This is a genomic window from Amycolatopsis vastitatis (assembly GCF_002234595.1).
Taxonomy (GTDB): Bacteria; Actinomycetota; Actinomycetes; order Mycobacteriales; family Pseudonocardiaceae; genus Amycolatopsis; species Amycolatopsis vastitatis.
In genome coordinates, this window is record NZ_NMUL01000010.1 from 153,772 (window position 1) to 170,496 (window position 16,725).

Annotated in this window: 11 protein-coding genes; 8 read left to right on the top strand and 3 right to left on the bottom strand. The window is 70.9% G+C overall.

The genetic code is table 11. The features are described from left to right. The first annotated feature begins 179 nt into the window (after positions 1-179). Both CF165_RS13155 and CF165_RS13160 read left to right on the top strand, forming a co-directional pair. The gene (locus tag CF165_RS13155; protein WP_093947776.1) at positions 180-1,196 is read left to right on the top strand and encodes an ATP-binding cassette domain-containing protein; all 1,017 of its coding nucleotides are present in this window, start codon (positions 180-182) and stop codon (positions 1,194-1,196) included. Beyond that, positions 1,196-2,020: an ABC transporter permease gene (locus CF165_RS13160; protein ID WP_205660839.1), complete on the top strand. Its 825-nt coding sequence runs from the start codon at positions 1,196-1,198 to the stop codon at positions 2,018-2,020. The genes CF165_RS13155 and CF165_RS13160 overlap by 1 nt, the downstream gene beginning before the upstream one ends. A 139-nt stretch (positions 2,021-2,159) precedes the next feature. Here the strand turns inward: CF165_RS13160 and CF165_RS13165 are convergent, their stop codons facing one another. Together CF165_RS13165 and CF165_RS13170 are read right to left on the bottom strand one after the other, a co-directional pair. Then, positions 2,160-2,852 (bottom strand): LuxR C-terminal-related transcriptional regulator, encoded by a 693-nt coding sequence (locus CF165_RS13165; RefSeq protein ID WP_093947778.1) that lies wholly within the window; start codon positions 2,850-2,852, stop codon positions 2,160-2,162. Positions 2,853-3,057: 205 nt separating this feature from the next. Further along, entirely contained in the window at positions 3,058-3,663 is a 606-nt protein-coding gene (locus CF165_RS13170; RefSeq protein WP_093947779.1) for a TetR/AcrR family transcriptional regulator, read from the bottom strand. 203 nt (positions 3,664-3,866) lie between these two features. On the opposite strand from CF165_RS13170, the gene CF165_RS13175 reads away from it, so the two are divergent. Together CF165_RS13175 and CF165_RS13180 are read left to right on the top strand one after the other, a co-directional pair. Further along, positions 3,867-4,232 (top strand): MerR family transcriptional regulator, encoded by a 366-nt coding sequence (locus CF165_RS13175; protein ID WP_093947780.1) that lies wholly within the window; start codon positions 3,867-3,869, stop codon positions 4,230-4,232. 105 nt (positions 4,233-4,337) lie between these two features. Beyond that, the gene (locus CF165_RS13180) at positions 4,338-5,261 is read left to right on the top strand and encodes an NADP-dependent oxidoreductase (RefSeq protein WP_093947781.1); all 924 of its coding nucleotides are present in this window, start codon (positions 4,338-4,340) and stop codon (positions 5,259-5,261) included. A gap of 30 nt (positions 5,262-5,291) precedes the next feature. On the opposite strand, the gene CF165_RS13185 is transcribed toward CF165_RS13180, so the two are convergent. Continuing rightward, positions 5,292-6,341, bottom strand: a complete 1,050-nt coding sequence (locus CF165_RS13185; RefSeq protein ID WP_093947782.1) for an LD-carboxypeptidase — start codon at positions 6,339-6,341, stop codon at positions 5,292-5,294. Positions 6,342-6,505: 164 nt separating this feature from the next. On the opposite strand from CF165_RS13185, the gene CF165_RS13190 reads away from it, so the two are divergent. The 4 genes from CF165_RS13190 (at position 6,506) to CF165_RS13200 (ending at position 16,620) form a co-directional block, all read left to right on the top strand. Beyond that, positions 6,506-8,662, top strand: a complete 2,157-nt coding sequence (locus CF165_RS13190) for a DUF6351 family protein (protein ID WP_093947783.1) — start codon at positions 6,506-6,508, stop codon at positions 8,660-8,662. A 19-nt stretch (positions 8,663-8,681) separates the two neighbouring features. Further along, positions 8,682-15,080, top strand: coding sequence for an SDR family NAD(P)-dependent oxidoreductase (locus tag CF165_RS13195; RefSeq protein WP_093947784.1), 6,399 nt, complete (start codon positions 8,682-8,684; stop codon positions 15,078-15,080). Positions 15,081-15,101: 21 nt separating this feature from the next. Next, positions 15,102-15,587 (top strand): hypothetical protein, encoded by a 486-nt coding sequence (locus CF165_RS50150; protein WP_143268560.1) that lies wholly within the window; start codon positions 15,102-15,104, stop codon positions 15,585-15,587. 121 nt (positions 15,588-15,708) lie between these two features. Then, positions 15,709-16,620: a LysR family transcriptional regulator gene (locus CF165_RS13200; protein WP_158226771.1), complete on the top strand. Its 912-nt coding sequence runs from the start codon at positions 15,709-15,711 to the stop codon at positions 16,618-16,620. The last annotated feature ends 105 nt before the right edge of the window (positions 16,621-16,725 follow it).

Below are 16,725 nucleotides of genomic sequence, written 5' to 3' on the forward strand. Positions count from 1 at the left end.
GGCGCGGACGGCCGGTCCGGACGGCACTCGGGCGGCGTACCTGAATGGCTACGCCGGCGCTCCGATGGGCACGAGCCGTCTGCCCGAGACACAGTGGCTTGACACGGATCGTCTCGTAGCGAGACAGTATGTATCGCCCGTTTCCTCCGTGATACGCCACGACGAGCCCAGGTGTTTCCATGACAGCGACTTCGGTAGCGCCGGCCGCGGCGGTGACCGGCCAGATCCCGGCGGTTCAGACGACCGGCCTGAGAAAACGGTTCGGGGACAACTGGGCGGTCGACGGCGTCGACATCGCCGTGCCGCCCGGCCAGATCTACGCGTTCCTCGGCCCCAACGGCGCCGGCAAGTCCACCTGCGTCCGGATGATGTGCACCCTGCTGACGCCCACCGAGGGCACCGTACGCGTGCTGGGGCACGACACCGTGCACGACCAGCTCGCCGTCCGGCTGCGGGTCGGCGTCGCGCTGCAGGCGACCGCGCTGGACGACAAGCAGACCGGCATCGAGCTGCTCCGCCTGCAGGGGCGGTTCTACGGCCTGGGCAAGAGGATGATCGACAAGCGGGTCGGTGAGCTGACCGAGTTGATCGACCTCGGCGAGGCGGTGCGCGACCGGGTCGGCACGTACTCCGGCGGCATGCGCCGCAGGCTGGACCTGGCCATCGCGCTGATCCACAACCCGAGGGTGCTGTTCCTGGACGAGCCGACCACGGGCATGGACCCGGCCAGCCGGATCAAGCTCTGGGCCGAGGTCAACCGGCTCAACCGCGAACTCGGCACCACCATCTTCATGACCACGCAGTACCTGGAAGAGGCCGACCAGCTCGCCGAGCGCGTCGGCATCATCAACGCGGGCAAGGTGGTCGCGGAGGGCAGCCCGGAGGAGCTCAAGCGTTCGATCGGCCAGGACCTGGTCGTGGCCACGACGAAGGACGCCGGACTCGCCGCGCACGCGTTGCGCGGACTGCCGATGGCCCAGCGTGTCGAGGTCAACGGCGACGAGGTCAGCGTGGTCGTCGAGCACGGCCCGACGGCGATCAGCCCGATCGCCATCGCGCTGGCCGAGAACCAGGTGACCGTGGCGAACCTGGTGCTGCGCCGCCCGACGCTGGACGACGTGTTCCTTTCGCTCACCGGCCAGCACATGTCCGAGAAAACACAAGAAGACGCTCTCGCGGACGCGAAGGGGAAATGATGACGTCGACAGCTGCGGTCGCCGGTGTCCCGGTGCCTGCGGAACCGGATCTGGTCGGCAAGCCGGCCGGCTTCGTCCGCGACCTGGTCAGCGTTTCGGGCCGATCGCTGCGTCAGGTGCTGCGCGAGCCGGAGACCCTGGTCCCGCCGATGCTCATCCCGCTGTTCTTCTTCACTGTTTTCGTCGGTGCCCTGGAGAAGGTCGGCAACATCGGCGGGACCGCCGACTTCCGGGCCTTCCAGTTCCCGGTGGCGATCGTGATCGCCTCGACCGGCACGACGAGAGCGACGTCGTTGGTCAACGACATCAACAACGGCTACTTCGACCGGCTGCTGATCGCGCCGACGAACCGGCTGTCGTTGCTGCTCGGCCTCATGGTCGCCGACCTGGTGACCGTGGTGATGCTTTGCGTCCCGACGGTGATCCTCGGCTTCATCCTCGGGGTCGGCTTCGCGTCGGGTCCGCTGGGGGTGGTGGTGTTCATCGCCATCGCGGCGTTGTGGGGGCTCGCCTTCGCCGGTCTTCCGTATGCCATCGCCTTGCGTAGCGGTAACGCGACAGTCGTCGCGCAGAGTTCCCTGCTGTTTTTCCCCTTCGTGTTCCTGACGACGACCCTCATGCCGCTGGACCGGTTGAGTGGATGGCTTTCCGCGGCTGCGCACGTGAACCCGGTTACGTACCTGCTGGACGCGCTGCGCTCGTTGCTCACCGACGGGTGGAACGCCGAGAAGCTGCTGGTGGGCGTCGGGGTCGTCTGCGCCGTCGCGGCTGTGACGTTCAGCATCGCGCTGCTGGCCCTGCGAAGCCGTGTGTCGCGGTCATGAGGTCGCTGACGGCTCCGGCGAGTCGAAAAGGTTCGTTGGGAGCGCCGTTCCCCAGTAGTGGAATTCGAGGTCTCGGCCTTTGCTTGCTCAACAGCGCTCCCAGCGAACGCCTCTTCTCCTCGGTACGCCCCGGGCCTGATCAGACGACGATGTTGTCACGCAACGCCACCGCGACCGCGAGCGTCCTGTTCGGGCAATTCAGTTTGGCCAGTACATTTGCGACGAGACGTTTGGCCCCATGTTGCGAGATACGCAGTTGCTTGGCGATCTGCTTGTTGCTCAACCCGTCGATCAACAGGCGCAAAGCCTGCTGCTCGCGCGGGGTGAGGCTGTTGCTGAAACCGTGGCGTTGCGCGTTCGGCTCATCGCGCAACCGGCGCAGCATCCGGGCGGCCAACGTGGACGGTATGACTATTTCGCCGGCAATCACCTCCTGCAAGGAATGCTCCAGGGAACCTGGGGTGACTTCGTGCAGAAGGAGGAATCCATTGGCCGGTATTCTCGACACGGTGTCGAACAGTTCCGGGTCCTGGACGAGGAGCAGCAGGATAACTTTGCTGCCGGTCGCCCGGATACGTTCCGCCGACAACCGTACGCAATCGGTGTTCAGTCCATCGCAGCCGAGGATCGCAACGTCGGGGACGCAGTGCCCGGGTGCGCTGGTGGTGTGCGTTGCGTAGTCAAGCTTTCCCCATTCTGTTACGGTGTACAAATTAGCGGACTCGATCATCGACGTCAGCCCACTGCGGATTACATCCCCCTCCACGAGGACTGCAACCGATGAGGGTTCCGCATGATTCTGCGGCGGGCCGGCTAAACGATCTTCGCTCATGCCTCCTTGAACCTCCCCCAGTGATGTGACGATATATCGCAGGCGTAAAATATCACTGCCTCCCTGACGTGTGCAAGAGTTTCGGTCGACTTGATTAACATTTAAGATTGTGACCGTGCGTAAGCAGTCATTTGCTTGAATAGGGTCGGATGACCAGGGGGTTTGCGTTTTTTGTGTGCCGACCGTGAGCTTGGCCGGGCCCATTTTATTGTTCGAGTATTCCGCGCATCATAAGCGACCAAATGGTGTTCATCGCGTCGGTTGTGGTGAGCGTTTCGTCTGCGATGTCCTCTTGCATGCTGGCCACCATCTTGAAAATCAGCTTGCCGTGTCGCTGGGGGTCGAGTTCCCCGCGGAAGCGATGGGTGGCTGTTCCTTCACCCAGCGTGGCGATGAAAGGCTGGTGCAGCCTGGTCATCCCGGTGCGCAGCTTGGCCATCGCGGCGGCGGAGAGGTCGGCCTTGTCCAGGCTGGCCCAGCCGACGCGGTGCCGTCGGCTCGCGAAGTAGTCGAGCATGGTGCGCACGCACGCCTGGAGCCGGTCCAGCGGGTCGGCGTGCTCGGCGGTGGCCGCGGCGAGTCTGGCCGCGCACTCGTCGAGCTCGCGTTCGACGTGGGCGAGCAGCGCCGACTCGACATCGGCGAAGTACTTGTACAGCGTGGCCCGGCCGACGCCCGCGTGCTGCGCGAGCTTGGCCATCGACGTTTTGGTGGCGCCTTCGGCGGCAACGAGTTCGATCGCGGCGTCGATGATTTGCTCGCGGTACCGGGCCTTGTGTGTCTCGACTGCGGACTGCCACGCCTGAGACATCCGAATCCTCTCCGACCGTGAAAACACCCAGGCTCAGACGGCATGTCTTGACCCCGTACTGATTGTATCGCGGTGTCGCGCCGGGCGGGCGGTTCGCGAACTTGGCGGGAGGGTGCCGCCGGTGCCTGCCGCCTTCGCGGTCTGGCGGACTCACCGTCCTGGCCGGCCACTGTCGGTCACGGACCCGGCGTAGCTTCTAAGGTATGAGGATCGGCGAGTTGTCCCGGCGCACCGGCGTGAGCCCGCGCTCCCTGCGGTACTACGAAGCGCAGGGCCTGTTGACCAGCACCCGCTCCGACGCCGGGCAGCGGCACTACTCCGACGCCGAGGTCCAGCGTGTGTCGCTCATCCGGCAGCTGTTCGAGGCGGGCTTGTCCAGCCGCGTGATCGCGATGGTGCTGCCGTGCGTCGAGACTCCCGGCGACCCGGGTGTCGTGGAGTTCGCGTTCGCGACGATGAAGCGCGAGCGCGACCGGATCGACGCGGAAATCGCGCACCTGACCGAGACCCGGGACTCGCTCGACCTGCTGCTCAGCGCCAACAGCCGCCACCAGGCGAAGCTGGCCTGACAGTGTGACCCGCGCCTCAGCCGGTTGCCCCTGACACCGGTGTCAGCGGTCAGGATGGCCGCAGAGCCCGGAACGACCGGGCCGGTCACCCGGAAGGCGCGGAAAATGGGACAGGCATGGGGTTTCGGCAGGTACGGCGGGCCCGAAGTGCAGGAGTTCTTCGACCGCCGCGATCCCGTTCCCGGCCGCGGTGAGGTGCTGATCCGGGTCGACGTCGCCGGGGTCAACCCCCTCGACCACGTCGTGCGCGCGGGCCTGGTCCCCGGGCTCGACGGCGGGCGGCCGTTCCCGCGCGTGCTGGGCATGGAAGCGGCGGGAACCGTGCTCGCACTGGGGGAGGACGTCGACGGGCTCGAGGTGGGGGACGCGGTCTTCGGCTTCGCGCTCACCGGTGGCGGCACCTACGCCGAGACGACGGTGCTGTCCGCGCCGAACACCGCGCGCATCCCGGCGGGTCTGTCCGCCACCGTGGCGGCGACGCTGCCGGTGGCCGGGACGACCGCGGTGGACGCGCTCGACCAGCTCGGTCTCCCTGCCGGCGCCACGATCCTGGTGAACGGCGTCGGGGGCGGGGTCGGCCTCGCGGTCGCCCGGCTGGCCGCGGCGCGCGAGCTGCACGTGGTCGGCACCGGCAGCCCCGCCAAACGTGAACCGGCCGAGGCCGTCGGGGTGCGATTCGTCGACTACACCACGGAAGACGTCGTCGCCGTGTGCCGTGAGCTGGTTCCCGACGGCTTCGACGGGATCGTCGACCTGGTCGGCGGCCCCTCGCTGCGGACGGTCGCGCCGCTGGCGCGGGACCCCAGCGATGTCATCGCCGTGGGCGATCAGTCCGTGCCCGACGTCGGTGGCCGTATCGTCGAGCGCCGCCTCGGCCGCGAGAACCTGGAGCGGGCCGCCCGGCTGGCGCTCGACGGGGTCCTCGCACCGGCGATCACGGCGGTCCACCCGTTGTCCGACGCCCCGGCCGCCCTCGCGACCGTCGAGAACGGTCACGCTTCGGGCAAGGTCGTCATCAAGGTGACCTGAGGCCTGGCAGTTGGTCGAACAGCCGGCGGCTTACGCGTAGTCGGCGAAGATCCGGCGTTCGGTGCCGTCGACGGTGACGGTGCCGCCGTGCGGGAGGATCCATTGCGGCCGGGTGTGGCCGAACGGAATGCCGACGCAGACGACCGCGTCCGGGTTGTAGCGGCTCACCACCTCGACGACCGCATCACGTTGCCCGGCGCGCAGCCGTGACCGGTCCTGAGTGGACGGTCGGCGGGTGAGATCGGAAACGGGCGGCCGGGCGACCAGGACCGCCTCCACCGCGCCGAGGATTCCGCGTTCGCCGAGCGAGCGGACGATCCACCCGACGTTGCGCGCCGGCAGGAGGTCCTCGGAGGTTTCGATGATGAGCACGCCGCCCTGGAGCACGTGGGGCGGGAACGGGAACCGCCCCGCGGTCAGGACCCACTCGATCACCTCCAGGCAGCCGCCCCAGGTTCGGCCGGTCACCGATCTGGCCGGCCCGTGCCAGCTCCACGGCTCGGTCGCTTCGCGTTCGCCGAAGGAGTCCAAGGCACGCGGATCGGCCCAGTTGATGCCGACGTCCTCGGACTCTCCCGGATCGGTGATCTCCAACCGCTCGCCGGTCACCAGGGCCGCGCGCAGTGACCGGGCGTGGATGTCGTCCACGGCGGGGCCCGGACCGAGGTGGACCTGGGACGAGCCGCCGTAGAAGCTCGCGATGCCGGCTGCCCAGAGCCAGTGGTGCAGGTTGGTGTTGTCACTGGTACCCAGGAACGGCTTGGGGTCCGCTCGGGCCAGGTCGGCGACCAGGTGCGGAATCACCGTGATCTGATCTTCACCGCCGACGACGGCGAGGATCCCGCGGATCCGCGGGTCCGCGAAGGCGGCATTGACATCCGCGGCGCGCGCCGCGGGTGTCGCCGCGATCTCCCGCGTCGTCGGGTACTCGACCGGGACGAGACCGGTCACCTCGGTGAGCCGGCGCATCGCCTGCTCGTGCACCTCGGGAAAGGCGCCGGCGGCCGCGAACGACGGCGAGAGAACCGCGATGCGATCCCCCGGGCGGGCCTTCGGAGGATGGACGAGATCGAGCGTCACGCTCGAGATCCCACCACGTCACCGGCGGGCGCGCATTCCCTTTGTCACCCGGCCGCGGGTGCTCGTGTGCCCGAAATCGGCGTTGTTCCGGCCGGGCCGCAGGTGCTATACCGGCAGCTGCCCGGTGTCGCGACGACGCGATGCACAAGCGAGCGGAGTGTCTGGTGGTCAACCGTGCTTTGCGCTCATCCACCGTGGTGGCGGCCCTCACCGCGCCCGTTCTCCTGCTGGGGACCGCGACCGCGGTGGCCGCTCCCGGCACTCCACCGGGGCGGTGGCTGACGATCGAGACGGTGTCGAACCCGCGGCCCGCGCTCGTCAGCGGGGGACAGGTCCTGGTCAAGATCGTCCCGCCGCGGAGAGCCGGGCGGGTCGACGTCAGCGCCAACGGCCACGACGTCACCCCGAGTTTCCGCGCCCAGCCGGACGGCAGCCTGCTCGGCCTGGTGACCGGCCTGCGCGACGGTGCCAACGACCTGAGCGCCCGGACGAACGGGCGCGGCCCGGACCAGTGGGCGAACCTGCGTGTCACCAACCACCCGATCACCGGGCCCGTCTTCTCCGGCGCACAGCAGCTCCCGTTCTACTGCGAGACACAGGCGTTCGGCCTGCCCGCCGCGTCGCAGCCGTACTGCGGCGCGCCGACCCAGGTGAGCTACCAGTACAAGACCACCGCCGGGGCGTTCGCGCCGCTGGCGGACCCGGCGACCCGGCCCGCGGACCTCGCGACGGCCACGGTCGGCGGGCACGCGGTGCCGTACGTGGTCCGCGTCGAGCGCGGCACGATCGACCGCGCCGTCTACGAGATGGCGGCGCTGTACGACGGCACGCCGTCGCCCGTCGAACCGGACCGCAGCTGGAACGGGAAGCTGGTCTACACCTTCGGCGGCGGCTGCAACGCGGGCTACCACCAGGGCAGCTCGACCGGCGGGGTCGTCAACGACCTGTTCCTGGCCCGGGGCTACGCGGTCGCGTCGTCGACCCTGAACGTGCTCGACAACAACTGCAGCCCGATCATCTCGGCCGAGGCGGCGATGATGGTCAAGGAACACTTCGTCGAGACCTACGGCCCGGTCGCGCACACCATCGGCTGGGGTGGCTCGGGCGGGGCGATCCAGCAGTACGACATCGCCGAGAACTACCCCGGCATCGTCGACGGCATCATCCCCGGCGTCTCGTTCCCGGACCCGCTGAGCACGGGCGGTCCCGTGTCGGACTGCCGCTTGCTGGAGCGGTACTTCGCCGGGCCGGGCGCGTCGTTCACCGCGGCGCAGAAGCAGGCGGTCGCGGGCTTCGGCAGCTACGACACCTGCGTCTCCTGGGACAAGACCTTCGCCAGCCGCGCCACCGCGACCGGCAGCTGCAACGCGGCCATCCCGGTCGCGGCGCGGTGGGATCCGGTCACCAACCCGGGCGGGGTGAAGTGCAACTCCAATGAGCAGCTGGTCAACCAGCTCGGGCGGGACCCGCGGACCGGGTTCGTGCGCAGCCCGCTGGACACCACCGGCGTGCAGTACGGCCTGGCCGCGCTGAAGGCCGGGACGATCACCGCCGCGCAGTTCGTGGACCTCAACGCCACGATCGGTGGCCTCGACTACACCGGGACGCCCGTGGCGCAGCGGATCGCGGCCGACCCGAAGGCGCTCGACGCGGCGTACGCCGACGACATCGTGAACTCCGCGTCGCAAGGCTTGCGGGAAACGCCGATCATCGACCAGCGGACCGATCTCGACTTCGCCGGGTTCGGCAACGACATCCACACCACCGAGTGGTCTTACGTGATGCGGCAACGGCTTCTGCGGGCCAACGGCACGGCGGGCAACCAGGTCATCATCGAAAACCACGCCACCGCGGCCGAAGCGGGCGCGGCCGGTGTCTACGAGCTCGACGCCATGGACCGCTGGCTGACCGCGATCGACGCCGACCGTTCGCACCGGAGTCTCCGGCAGAAGGTGCTGGCGAACCGGCCGGGCGATCTCGGCGACGGGTGCTACCTCTCCGCCGCGTCGCGGATCACCGAGAAGCTGACGTACCCGGCGAGCGGCCAGTGCGGCGCGCAGTACCCGGTGGCGGCCGACACCCGGATGGTCGCGGGGGAGGGCCTGTCCCTCGACGTGCTGAAGTGCCGGCTGAAGCCGCTGGACTTCCGCGACTACCCGGTCACCTTCACCGCGGCGGACCGGCAGCGGCTGCGGGCGGCGTTCCCCCGCGGCGTGTGCGACTACAGCCGTCCGGGCGTCGGGCAGCGGGCCCCGATCGGGACCTGGCTGAGCTACGGAGACGAACGGACCGGCACCACCCCGCCGACAAAGCCGCGGTGATTGCGGTATACCCGGAACAGTGGAGGAAATCCGGGCCGAGTTCATCCGGCCGTTGCTGACGGCGTTGTCCGCGCACCCCGCCGAACGTCCTGCCTACTCCGACGGACGGCGGACGCTGACCTACGGTGAGCTGGCCCGCGCCAGCGCGGACTTCGCCGCGGGTCTCGGCGTGTCCCGGGGCGATCGCGTGCTGGTCCACGTCGGCAACCGGGTCGAGTTCGTCGTGGCCCTGCTGGCGGTGCTGCGGGCGGCGGCCGTCGGGGTACCGGTGAGCGCGCGGTCGACCGAGGCCGAGCTCGCCCACCTGGCCGGCGACTCGGGGGCGACGCTCCTGATCACCGAGGCGCGGCACGCCGAGATGGCGCAACGGCTGCGCCCGGGCCTGCGGGTTCTCTACGTCGAGGAGCCGCCGGCGGCGGCGGGACCGCCGCGGGACGACCTCGGGCTGGACGAGCCCGCTTGGCTCCTCTACACCTCCGGCACCACCGGACGGCCGAAGGGCGTTCTCCTTTCCCAGCGCGCGATGCTGTGGTCGACCGCCGCCTGCTACGTCCCCGTGTTCGGGATCGAGGCCGGTGACACCGTGGTGTGGCCGCTGCCGCTCCACCACGCCTACGCCCTGTCGCTCGCCTTCACCACCACGATCGCGCTCGGGGCCCACACCCGGCTCGCCGACGGCTGCACGCCGGAGCTGCTCGCCGCGTACCCGGGCTGCGTGCTCGCCGGGGTGCCTGCCACCTACCTGCGCCTCCGCCAGGAGGCCGACGGCCCGGTCGCCGCGCCGAGGCTGTGCCTGACCGGCGGTGCGCCGTGCACGCCGGCGACCCGCGCCGCGGCCCGGGAGCTGTTCGGCCTGCCCCTCGTCGACGGCTACGGGAGCACCGAGACGGGCGGAAAGGTGGCGGTCGAGCGCCCCGGCGAACCGGGACTGGTCCCGGTGCCCGGCATGGAGGTCCGGGTCGACGCGGGGGAGGTGCTGGTCCGCGGCCCGGGACTGATGCTGGGCTACCACGGGCAGTCCGAGTCGCCGCTGCGGGACGGCTGGTACCCCACGGGTGACGCCGGCCGGTTCGAAGGCGGCCGGCTGGTGCTGGACGGCCGGGTCGACGACGTGATCGTCTGCGGTGGCCAGAACGTCCACCCGACCGAGATCGAGGCGGTGCTGGAGGAGTCTCCGTCGGTGCGGGAGGTCCTCGTCACCGGCCGGCCCGACGACGTCGTCGGGCAGGTGCCGGTGGCGTTCGTGGTCGCCGGGCCGGACGGCTTCGACGCCGAGGAACTGCGCCGCCTCTGCCTCAGCCGGCTATCGCTGCACAAGGTGCCGGTGGCCTATGTCGAAGTCGACTCGATCCCGCGGACCGCGTCGGGCAAACCGAGGCGGAACGCCCTGAAGCAGCCGGATCTGGCCGCGGCGGTGCGGGCCGAGCTGACGACCCTCTGCGGTCACGACGGCGGCGACGGGTGGCGGGACCGGCCCTTCACCGACCTCGGGTTGTCCTCACTGGCCGGCGTGCAGTTCCGGCACCGGATCACCGCGCTGACCGGCGTGCCCGTCCCGCACTCGCTGATCTACGACTTCCCCACGCCGGGCGCGGTGATCGCCGAGCTGACGCGGCTCGCCTCGGCGAGGCCGGGGGAGCCGCCACGCGCGAGCCCGGCGCCGTCCGCGGAACCGATCGCCGTCGTGGCGATGGCGTGCCGGTTCCCCGGCGGGGTGCGCTCGCCGGAGGACCTGTGGCGGCTCGTGGCGGACCGGGTGGACGCGACGGGGGAGTTCCCCGCCGACCGCGGCTGGGACGTGGCCGGGTTGTACGACCCGGATCCGGACCGGATCGGGCACTCGGTGACCCGCCGCGGCGGGTTCCTCGACGGTTTCGCGGACTTCGACGCCGGGATGTTCGGCATCTCGCCGCGGGAGGCGCTGGCGACCGACCCGCAGCAGCGGCTGCTGCTGGAGACGTCCTGGGAGGCGTTCGAGCGGGCCGGCATCGACGTCGCGACGCTGCGCGGCAGCGACACGGGCGTGTTCGTCGGCGTCATGAACGAGGACTACGCGAGCCGGTTCACCACCGCCAACGAACTCGAGGCGTGGCTGGGTATCGGCTCCTCCCACGCGGTCGCCTCGGGCCGGATCTCCTACACCTTCGGGCTCACCGGGCCCACCCTGACCGTCGACACGGCCTGCTCGTCGTCGCTGGTCGCGCTGCATCTGGCCGTGAAGGCGCTGCGTGACGGGGAATGTTCGCTCGCCCTCGCCGGCGGGTCCACGGTGATGGCCACCCCGCGGACCTTCCTGGCCTTCAGCCGGCAGCGCGGCCTCTCCCCGGACGGCCGCTGCCGGTCCTACGCGGCCGGAGCCGACGGCACGGCGTGGTCGGAGGGCGCCGGGGTGATCCTGCTGGAACGGCTGTCCGACGCCCGCCGGCACGGGCACCCGGTGCTGGCCGTGCTGCGCGGCACCGCGGTGAACGCCGACGGCGCGTCGAACGGCCTGACCGCGCCCAGCGGACGCGCCCAGCAGGCGCTGATCGCGGCGGCGCTCGCGGACGCGGGGCTGACCGCGGCGGACGTCGACGCCGTCGAAGGGCACGGGACGGGAACGCCGCTGGGCGACCCGATCGAGGCGGACGCGCTGATGGCGGCGTACGGGCGTGGCCCGCGCCGGGAGCCGCTCTGGCTCGGCTCGGTGAAGTCGAACATCGGCCACACCCAGGCCGCCGCCGGGGTCGCGGGGGTGATCAAGGTGGTGACGGCGTTGCAGCACGAGCAGCTGCCGGCGTCGCTGCACGCGGACGAGCCGAGCCCGCACGTCGACTGGGCGTCCGGCGAGGTGAAGCTGCTGGCGGAGGCCCGGCCGTGGCCGCACACGGACCGGGTCCGCCGGGCGGGGGTGTCGGCCTTCGGGATCGGCGGCACCAACGCGCACGTGATCGTCGAGGAGGCACCGCCGTCGGAGGCTCCGGCCCGGCGGCCGTTCCCCGAGGCGCCCTGGCTGCTCAGCGCCGCGGACGGCGATGCGCTCCGGCTCGTCGCGGCCGGGCTGGCCGAGGCCCCCGACGCCGTCGACGCCGTCGACGCCGTCGACGCCGTCGACGTATCCGACACTGCCTACACCCTCGCCCGGCGGACGCCGCTCGCGCACCGCGTGCTGGTGCCCGCGGCGAACCGGGAGGCCCTGCGAGCCGTCGCCGAAGGGCGCGTGCGCGGCCGGACCGTCCGAAGTGGAACCCGGCTGGCCGTGCTGTTCGGCGGGCAGGGCGCGCAGCGGGCCGGGATGGGCCGGGAGCTGGCCGAGCGGTTCCCGGTGTTCGCCGACGCCTTCGACGAGGCGTGCGAGGCCTTGGGCGGCGGCGTGCGCGACGTCGCCTTCACCGGCGGGGAAGCGCTGGACCGCACCGACCACGCGCAAGCCGCGCTGTTCGCCTTCGGCGTCGCGCAGTACCGGTTGTACGAGTCGTGGGGCCTGCGCCCCGACGTCCTAATGGGACACTCGATCGGCGAGATCACCGCCGCGCACGTCGCCGGCGTGCTCTCGCTGGCGGACGCGGCGACGCTCGTGGCGGCACGCGGCCGGCTCATGGCCGCGTTGCCCGGCGGCGGGGTGATGATCGCCGTAGAGGCCACCGAAGCGGACGTGGCTCCGCTCGTGGGCGACGCCGTGGCCGTCGCCGCGGTCAACGGGCCGCGTTCGGTGGTGCTCTCCGGGGAGGCGGCCGTGACGAAGGCGCTCGCCGACCGATTCGGCGGCGGCACGTTCCTGCGCGTCAGCCACGCCTTCCATTCGCCGCTGCTGGACCCGATGCTCGACGAGTTCCACGAGGTCGCCGCCGGGCTGAAGTACCACCGTCCCACCCTCCCGCTCGTCTCGTGCGTGACCGGAGAACTGGTCGACGAGATCGAGCCGGGCCACTGGCGGCGGCACGCCCGCTCGACCGTGCGGTTCGCCGGCGCGCTCGCCACAGCCGCGGCGCCGGGCCCGGTCGTCGGCCTCGAGATCGGCCCGGCGCCGGTGCTCGGCCGCCTGACCGCCGACGTCATGCCGACCGCGCCGGCCACGATGTCGGGCACCGGGGTGCTGGCCGCGGCGGGTGCGGTGCACACGGCGGGCGTCCGGGTCGGCTGGTCCGCGGTGTTCGCGGGCTCGGGCGCGCGGATCACGCCGTTGCCCACGTACCCGTTCAAGCGCACCCGGTACTGGCTGGACCAGCCGTCCCCGGAGCAGGACGGCGGCGACCACGCCGTGCTCGGTCCGGCGCTGGAAGCGCCCGACTCGCCGCGGGTCGTGCACGGCGGCTCGCTCGGCGTCCGCCGCCACCGGTGGCTCGCCGACCACGTCGTCGGCGGATCCGTGCTGGTGCCCGGGACGGTGTTCGCCGAGCTGGCCCTGCACGCCGGCGGAGCGGGCGTCGAGGAGCTCGTGATCGAAGCCCCGCTGCGCCTGGACACCGAGGACGTCCACGTCCAGGTCGTCGTGGACGAGCCGAGGATCGACGTCTACGCCCGGACCCGCGACGAGAAGCAGTGGCGCAAGCACGCCGGGGGAAAGCTGCGCCCGCGCGGCCCGCTCCCGCCCACTTGGAATGGTGAGTGGCCGCCGGCCGGGGCCGTGGAAGCCGACGTCGCCGAGGCCTACCGCGCGCACGCCTACGGGCCCGCCTTCCAAGCCGTGCAACGCTTGTGGCTGCGCGGTGAGGAGTTCTTCGCCGAGGTCGAGCTGCCGCCGGACGTCGGGGGCCGGTTCGAACTGCACCCGGTCCTGCTGGACGCGGCCGTGCACGCGACCGCGCTGGCCGAGGGACCGGCGGCCGAGCAGCGGGTGCCGTTCCTCTGGAGCGGTGTCGAGGTCTACGCGCCCGGTGCGCGGCGGGCCAGGGTGCACGGCGTCCGCCTCGGCGTCGGCGCGGTCCGGGTCACGCTGTACGACGAAGCCGGGAACCCGACGGCCGGGATCGAAACGCTGACGACCCGGCCGATGGCGGCCCCCGACACGATGCTCTACCGTCCACAGTGGACTCCGATGCCGCCGGTGGCGGCCTCGGAGCCGGTGCGGACCGTCGAAATCGCGCCGGGTGACGTGCGCGCGGCGGCCGGTCACGCGCTCGCCGTTCTCCACGACTGGCAGGGCAGCGGCGAGCGGCTGCTCCTGGTCACCCGCAACGCGACCGGCCCCGATCCCGACCCGGCCGCCGCGGCGGCGTGGGGACTGGGCTGCGCGGCCGCGGCGGAATACCCGGGCCGGATCGGCCTGGTCGACCTCGAGCCGGGGTTCCCGGTGACGCGGGTGGCGGACCTCGCCGGCGGCAGCGCGGAACCGCAGATCGCCGTCCGCGACGGAGTGCCGCACGTCCTGCGGATCACGCGCGCCGCCCCGGCGCCGGAGCGGCCGATCGACACGGGCGGGACCGTGCTGATCACCGGCGGGACGGGAGCGCTCGGCGCCGTGCTGGCCCGGCACCTCGTCACCGCGCACGGCATCCGGCACCTCCTGCTGGTGAGCCGGAGCGGGCCCGCGGCGCCCGGCGCCGAGGAACTGCTTGCGTCCCTGCGGGAACTCGGGGCGGACGTGCGGATCGTCGCGGCCGACGTCGCGGACCGGGACACCGTGGTGCGGCTGGTCGGCAGCTGCGATCCGCCGTTGACGGCAGTCGTGCACAGCGCGGCCGTCGTCGACGACGGCGTGCTGGCGGCCCAGACACCGGAACGCCTGGACTTCGTGCTGCGTCCCAAGGCGGACGCGGCCCTGGTCCTCGACGAGGTGACCCGGCACCTGCCGCTGACGGCGTTCGTCCTGTTCTCCTCGGTCGCCGGCGTGTTCGGCAAGGCCGGGCAGGCCAACTACGCGGCCGCGAACCGGCTGCTGGACGCCGTGGCGTGCCGCCGCCGCGCGGCGGGGCTGCCGGCGTTGTCGCTGGCGTGGGGGCTGTGGGAGCTCGGCACCGGTCTCGGCGACCGGATCTCGGCCACCGCCCGGCGGCGCATCCACGCGTCCGGCGTCGAGGGGCTGACCGCCGAGCAGGGCCTCGCGCTGTTCGACGCGGCACTCGGCTCGGCCGAACCGGTGCTGGTGCCGGTCCGCTTCGACCCGTCGGCGTCGATGGCGCCGCCGACCGGCGCTTCGGCCGTGCGTGCCGCCTCGGCACGGGAGAGCTGGCCGGAGAACCCGGCCGAGCCGGAGCTGCGCGAGCTGCTGCGCGCGGAGGTCGCCGCGGTCCTGGGCCACCCGGACCCCGCCGTGATCGCCGACGACCGCCCGTTCCCGGAGCTCGGGTTCGATTCGCTCACCGTGATCGAGCTGCGCACCCGGCTCACCGGCTTGTCGGGCGTCGACTTGCCGGCCACCGTCGTCTTCGACCGGCCCACCGTCGCCGAGCTGGCGCGGTACCTCATGGATCGCCGGCGTTCCCCCGGAGCGGGGTAGCCGCTGCGCGAAGTCGAGGCAGTGGAGCCTCCACAGCCACTGATTTCTCTCACCGACACCGAGAAGCACGACGAGCCAGGAAACCAAACCGGCATCGTGAAGCGTGAAGCGAACGGATCCCCTTCCGACCAGCGTGACGACGATTACGGCCGCCGCGATGATCTGGATCATGGTGGCGATGAGGTCCAGCCACAGGCCGGCGCCGGCCTCGCCGTATTTCCCGGTTATCAGGAAGTTGATGTCGTACATGGGGCCGGTGGGCGCGGTGGCCACGACACCCGGCAGCAGACCGGCTCCGGCCGATCTTGTCCGAGATCCGAGCAGGCAGAGGCCTACTCCGATGTCCAGGGCAGTCGAAATGACCACGGACAAGGTGTTGCTCGGCACGTTCGTCAGGTGGAAATCTCCAAGAAATTTGGGGAACAGGCGAGAAATCCGAGCGCGGCAGCCAGAACTGCCAAAACCCCGGCCGCAATGAGCGGTAGTGGTCTCGCGCTGAGGGGGTAGGTGTCAGCTGATCGCTCACGGTAACGATCCGTTGGTGGACACCGCCATATGGACGAACGGGTTGATGCTTGGGAGGCTGGCCGGAGCCGAGTCGCCGACCGTCGCCAGTGAGGTGGAGGGCATGGAGTTCAGGCAGCTGCGCTACTTCGTCACTCTTGCGGAGGAACTACATTTTGGCCGGGCGGCGGCGCGCGAGCACATCGTCCAGTCAGCGTTGAGCCAGCAGCTGGCTCGGTTGGAACGGGAGCTGGGGGTGCTTCTGCTGGAGCGCACCACCCACCATGTTCGGCTGACCCGTGCGGGCAGCGCGTTTCTCGTCGAGGCGCGACAGATTCTCGCTCACGCCAGCCGGGCCGCGATCACGGCACAGCGGGCCGCCGTCTCGGCGCCGACTTTGCGGGTGGGCATCGTCGACGCCGGCTATGACTCGATGCCTCAGATCCTGCAGCAGGTTCAGCAGCGCCATCCCGATCTGGAGATTCACCAGGTGGAGGTGGGTGTGCCGGAACAGTTCAAGCTGCTCGCCGACGGTCGGCTCGACGTCGGATTCGGGCGAGCCTCGTTGGCCCCGGCCGAGGTGGACTTCGAGCTGGTGCGGCTGGATCCGCTCGGTGTGCTGGTCGCGCGGGAGCACCGGTTCGCCGCATTGCCCCGTGTGCCGGTTCCGGCTCTGGCCACCGTGCCGGTGCTGCTCGGTGAGGAGGAACGGGCTCCGGAGTTCAACCATTTCGTGGTTGAGCTGTGCCGGTCGGTCGGCTTCCTCCCGACGGTCCATCGCGGAACCGTCGAAAGCATCCGAGCCGCAGTTGACCTGGTGGCACAGGGTCGATGTGTGCTGTGCGCCCCGGAGTCCTGCGTGTCTACGACTCACGACATCGTGTGGCGGCCGCTGACCACGCCCACATCTCTTTATCCCTGGTCGGTGCTGTGGCGGGCCGGTGAACGGTCCGAGTACGTGCGCGCTGTGATCGTCGGCGCCCGTGCCCTTTCGCAAGATCTGGGCTGGCTGCAACCGTCCGACCGAACCACGTGATGAGGTGATGAGCACCCGTCATTGTCGCCGTTATTAGTTGCGGTGATGATCCTTGCTCAAATTGGCCATTTCCTGAACATGATCTGATCTGATCTGCTTGTGGGC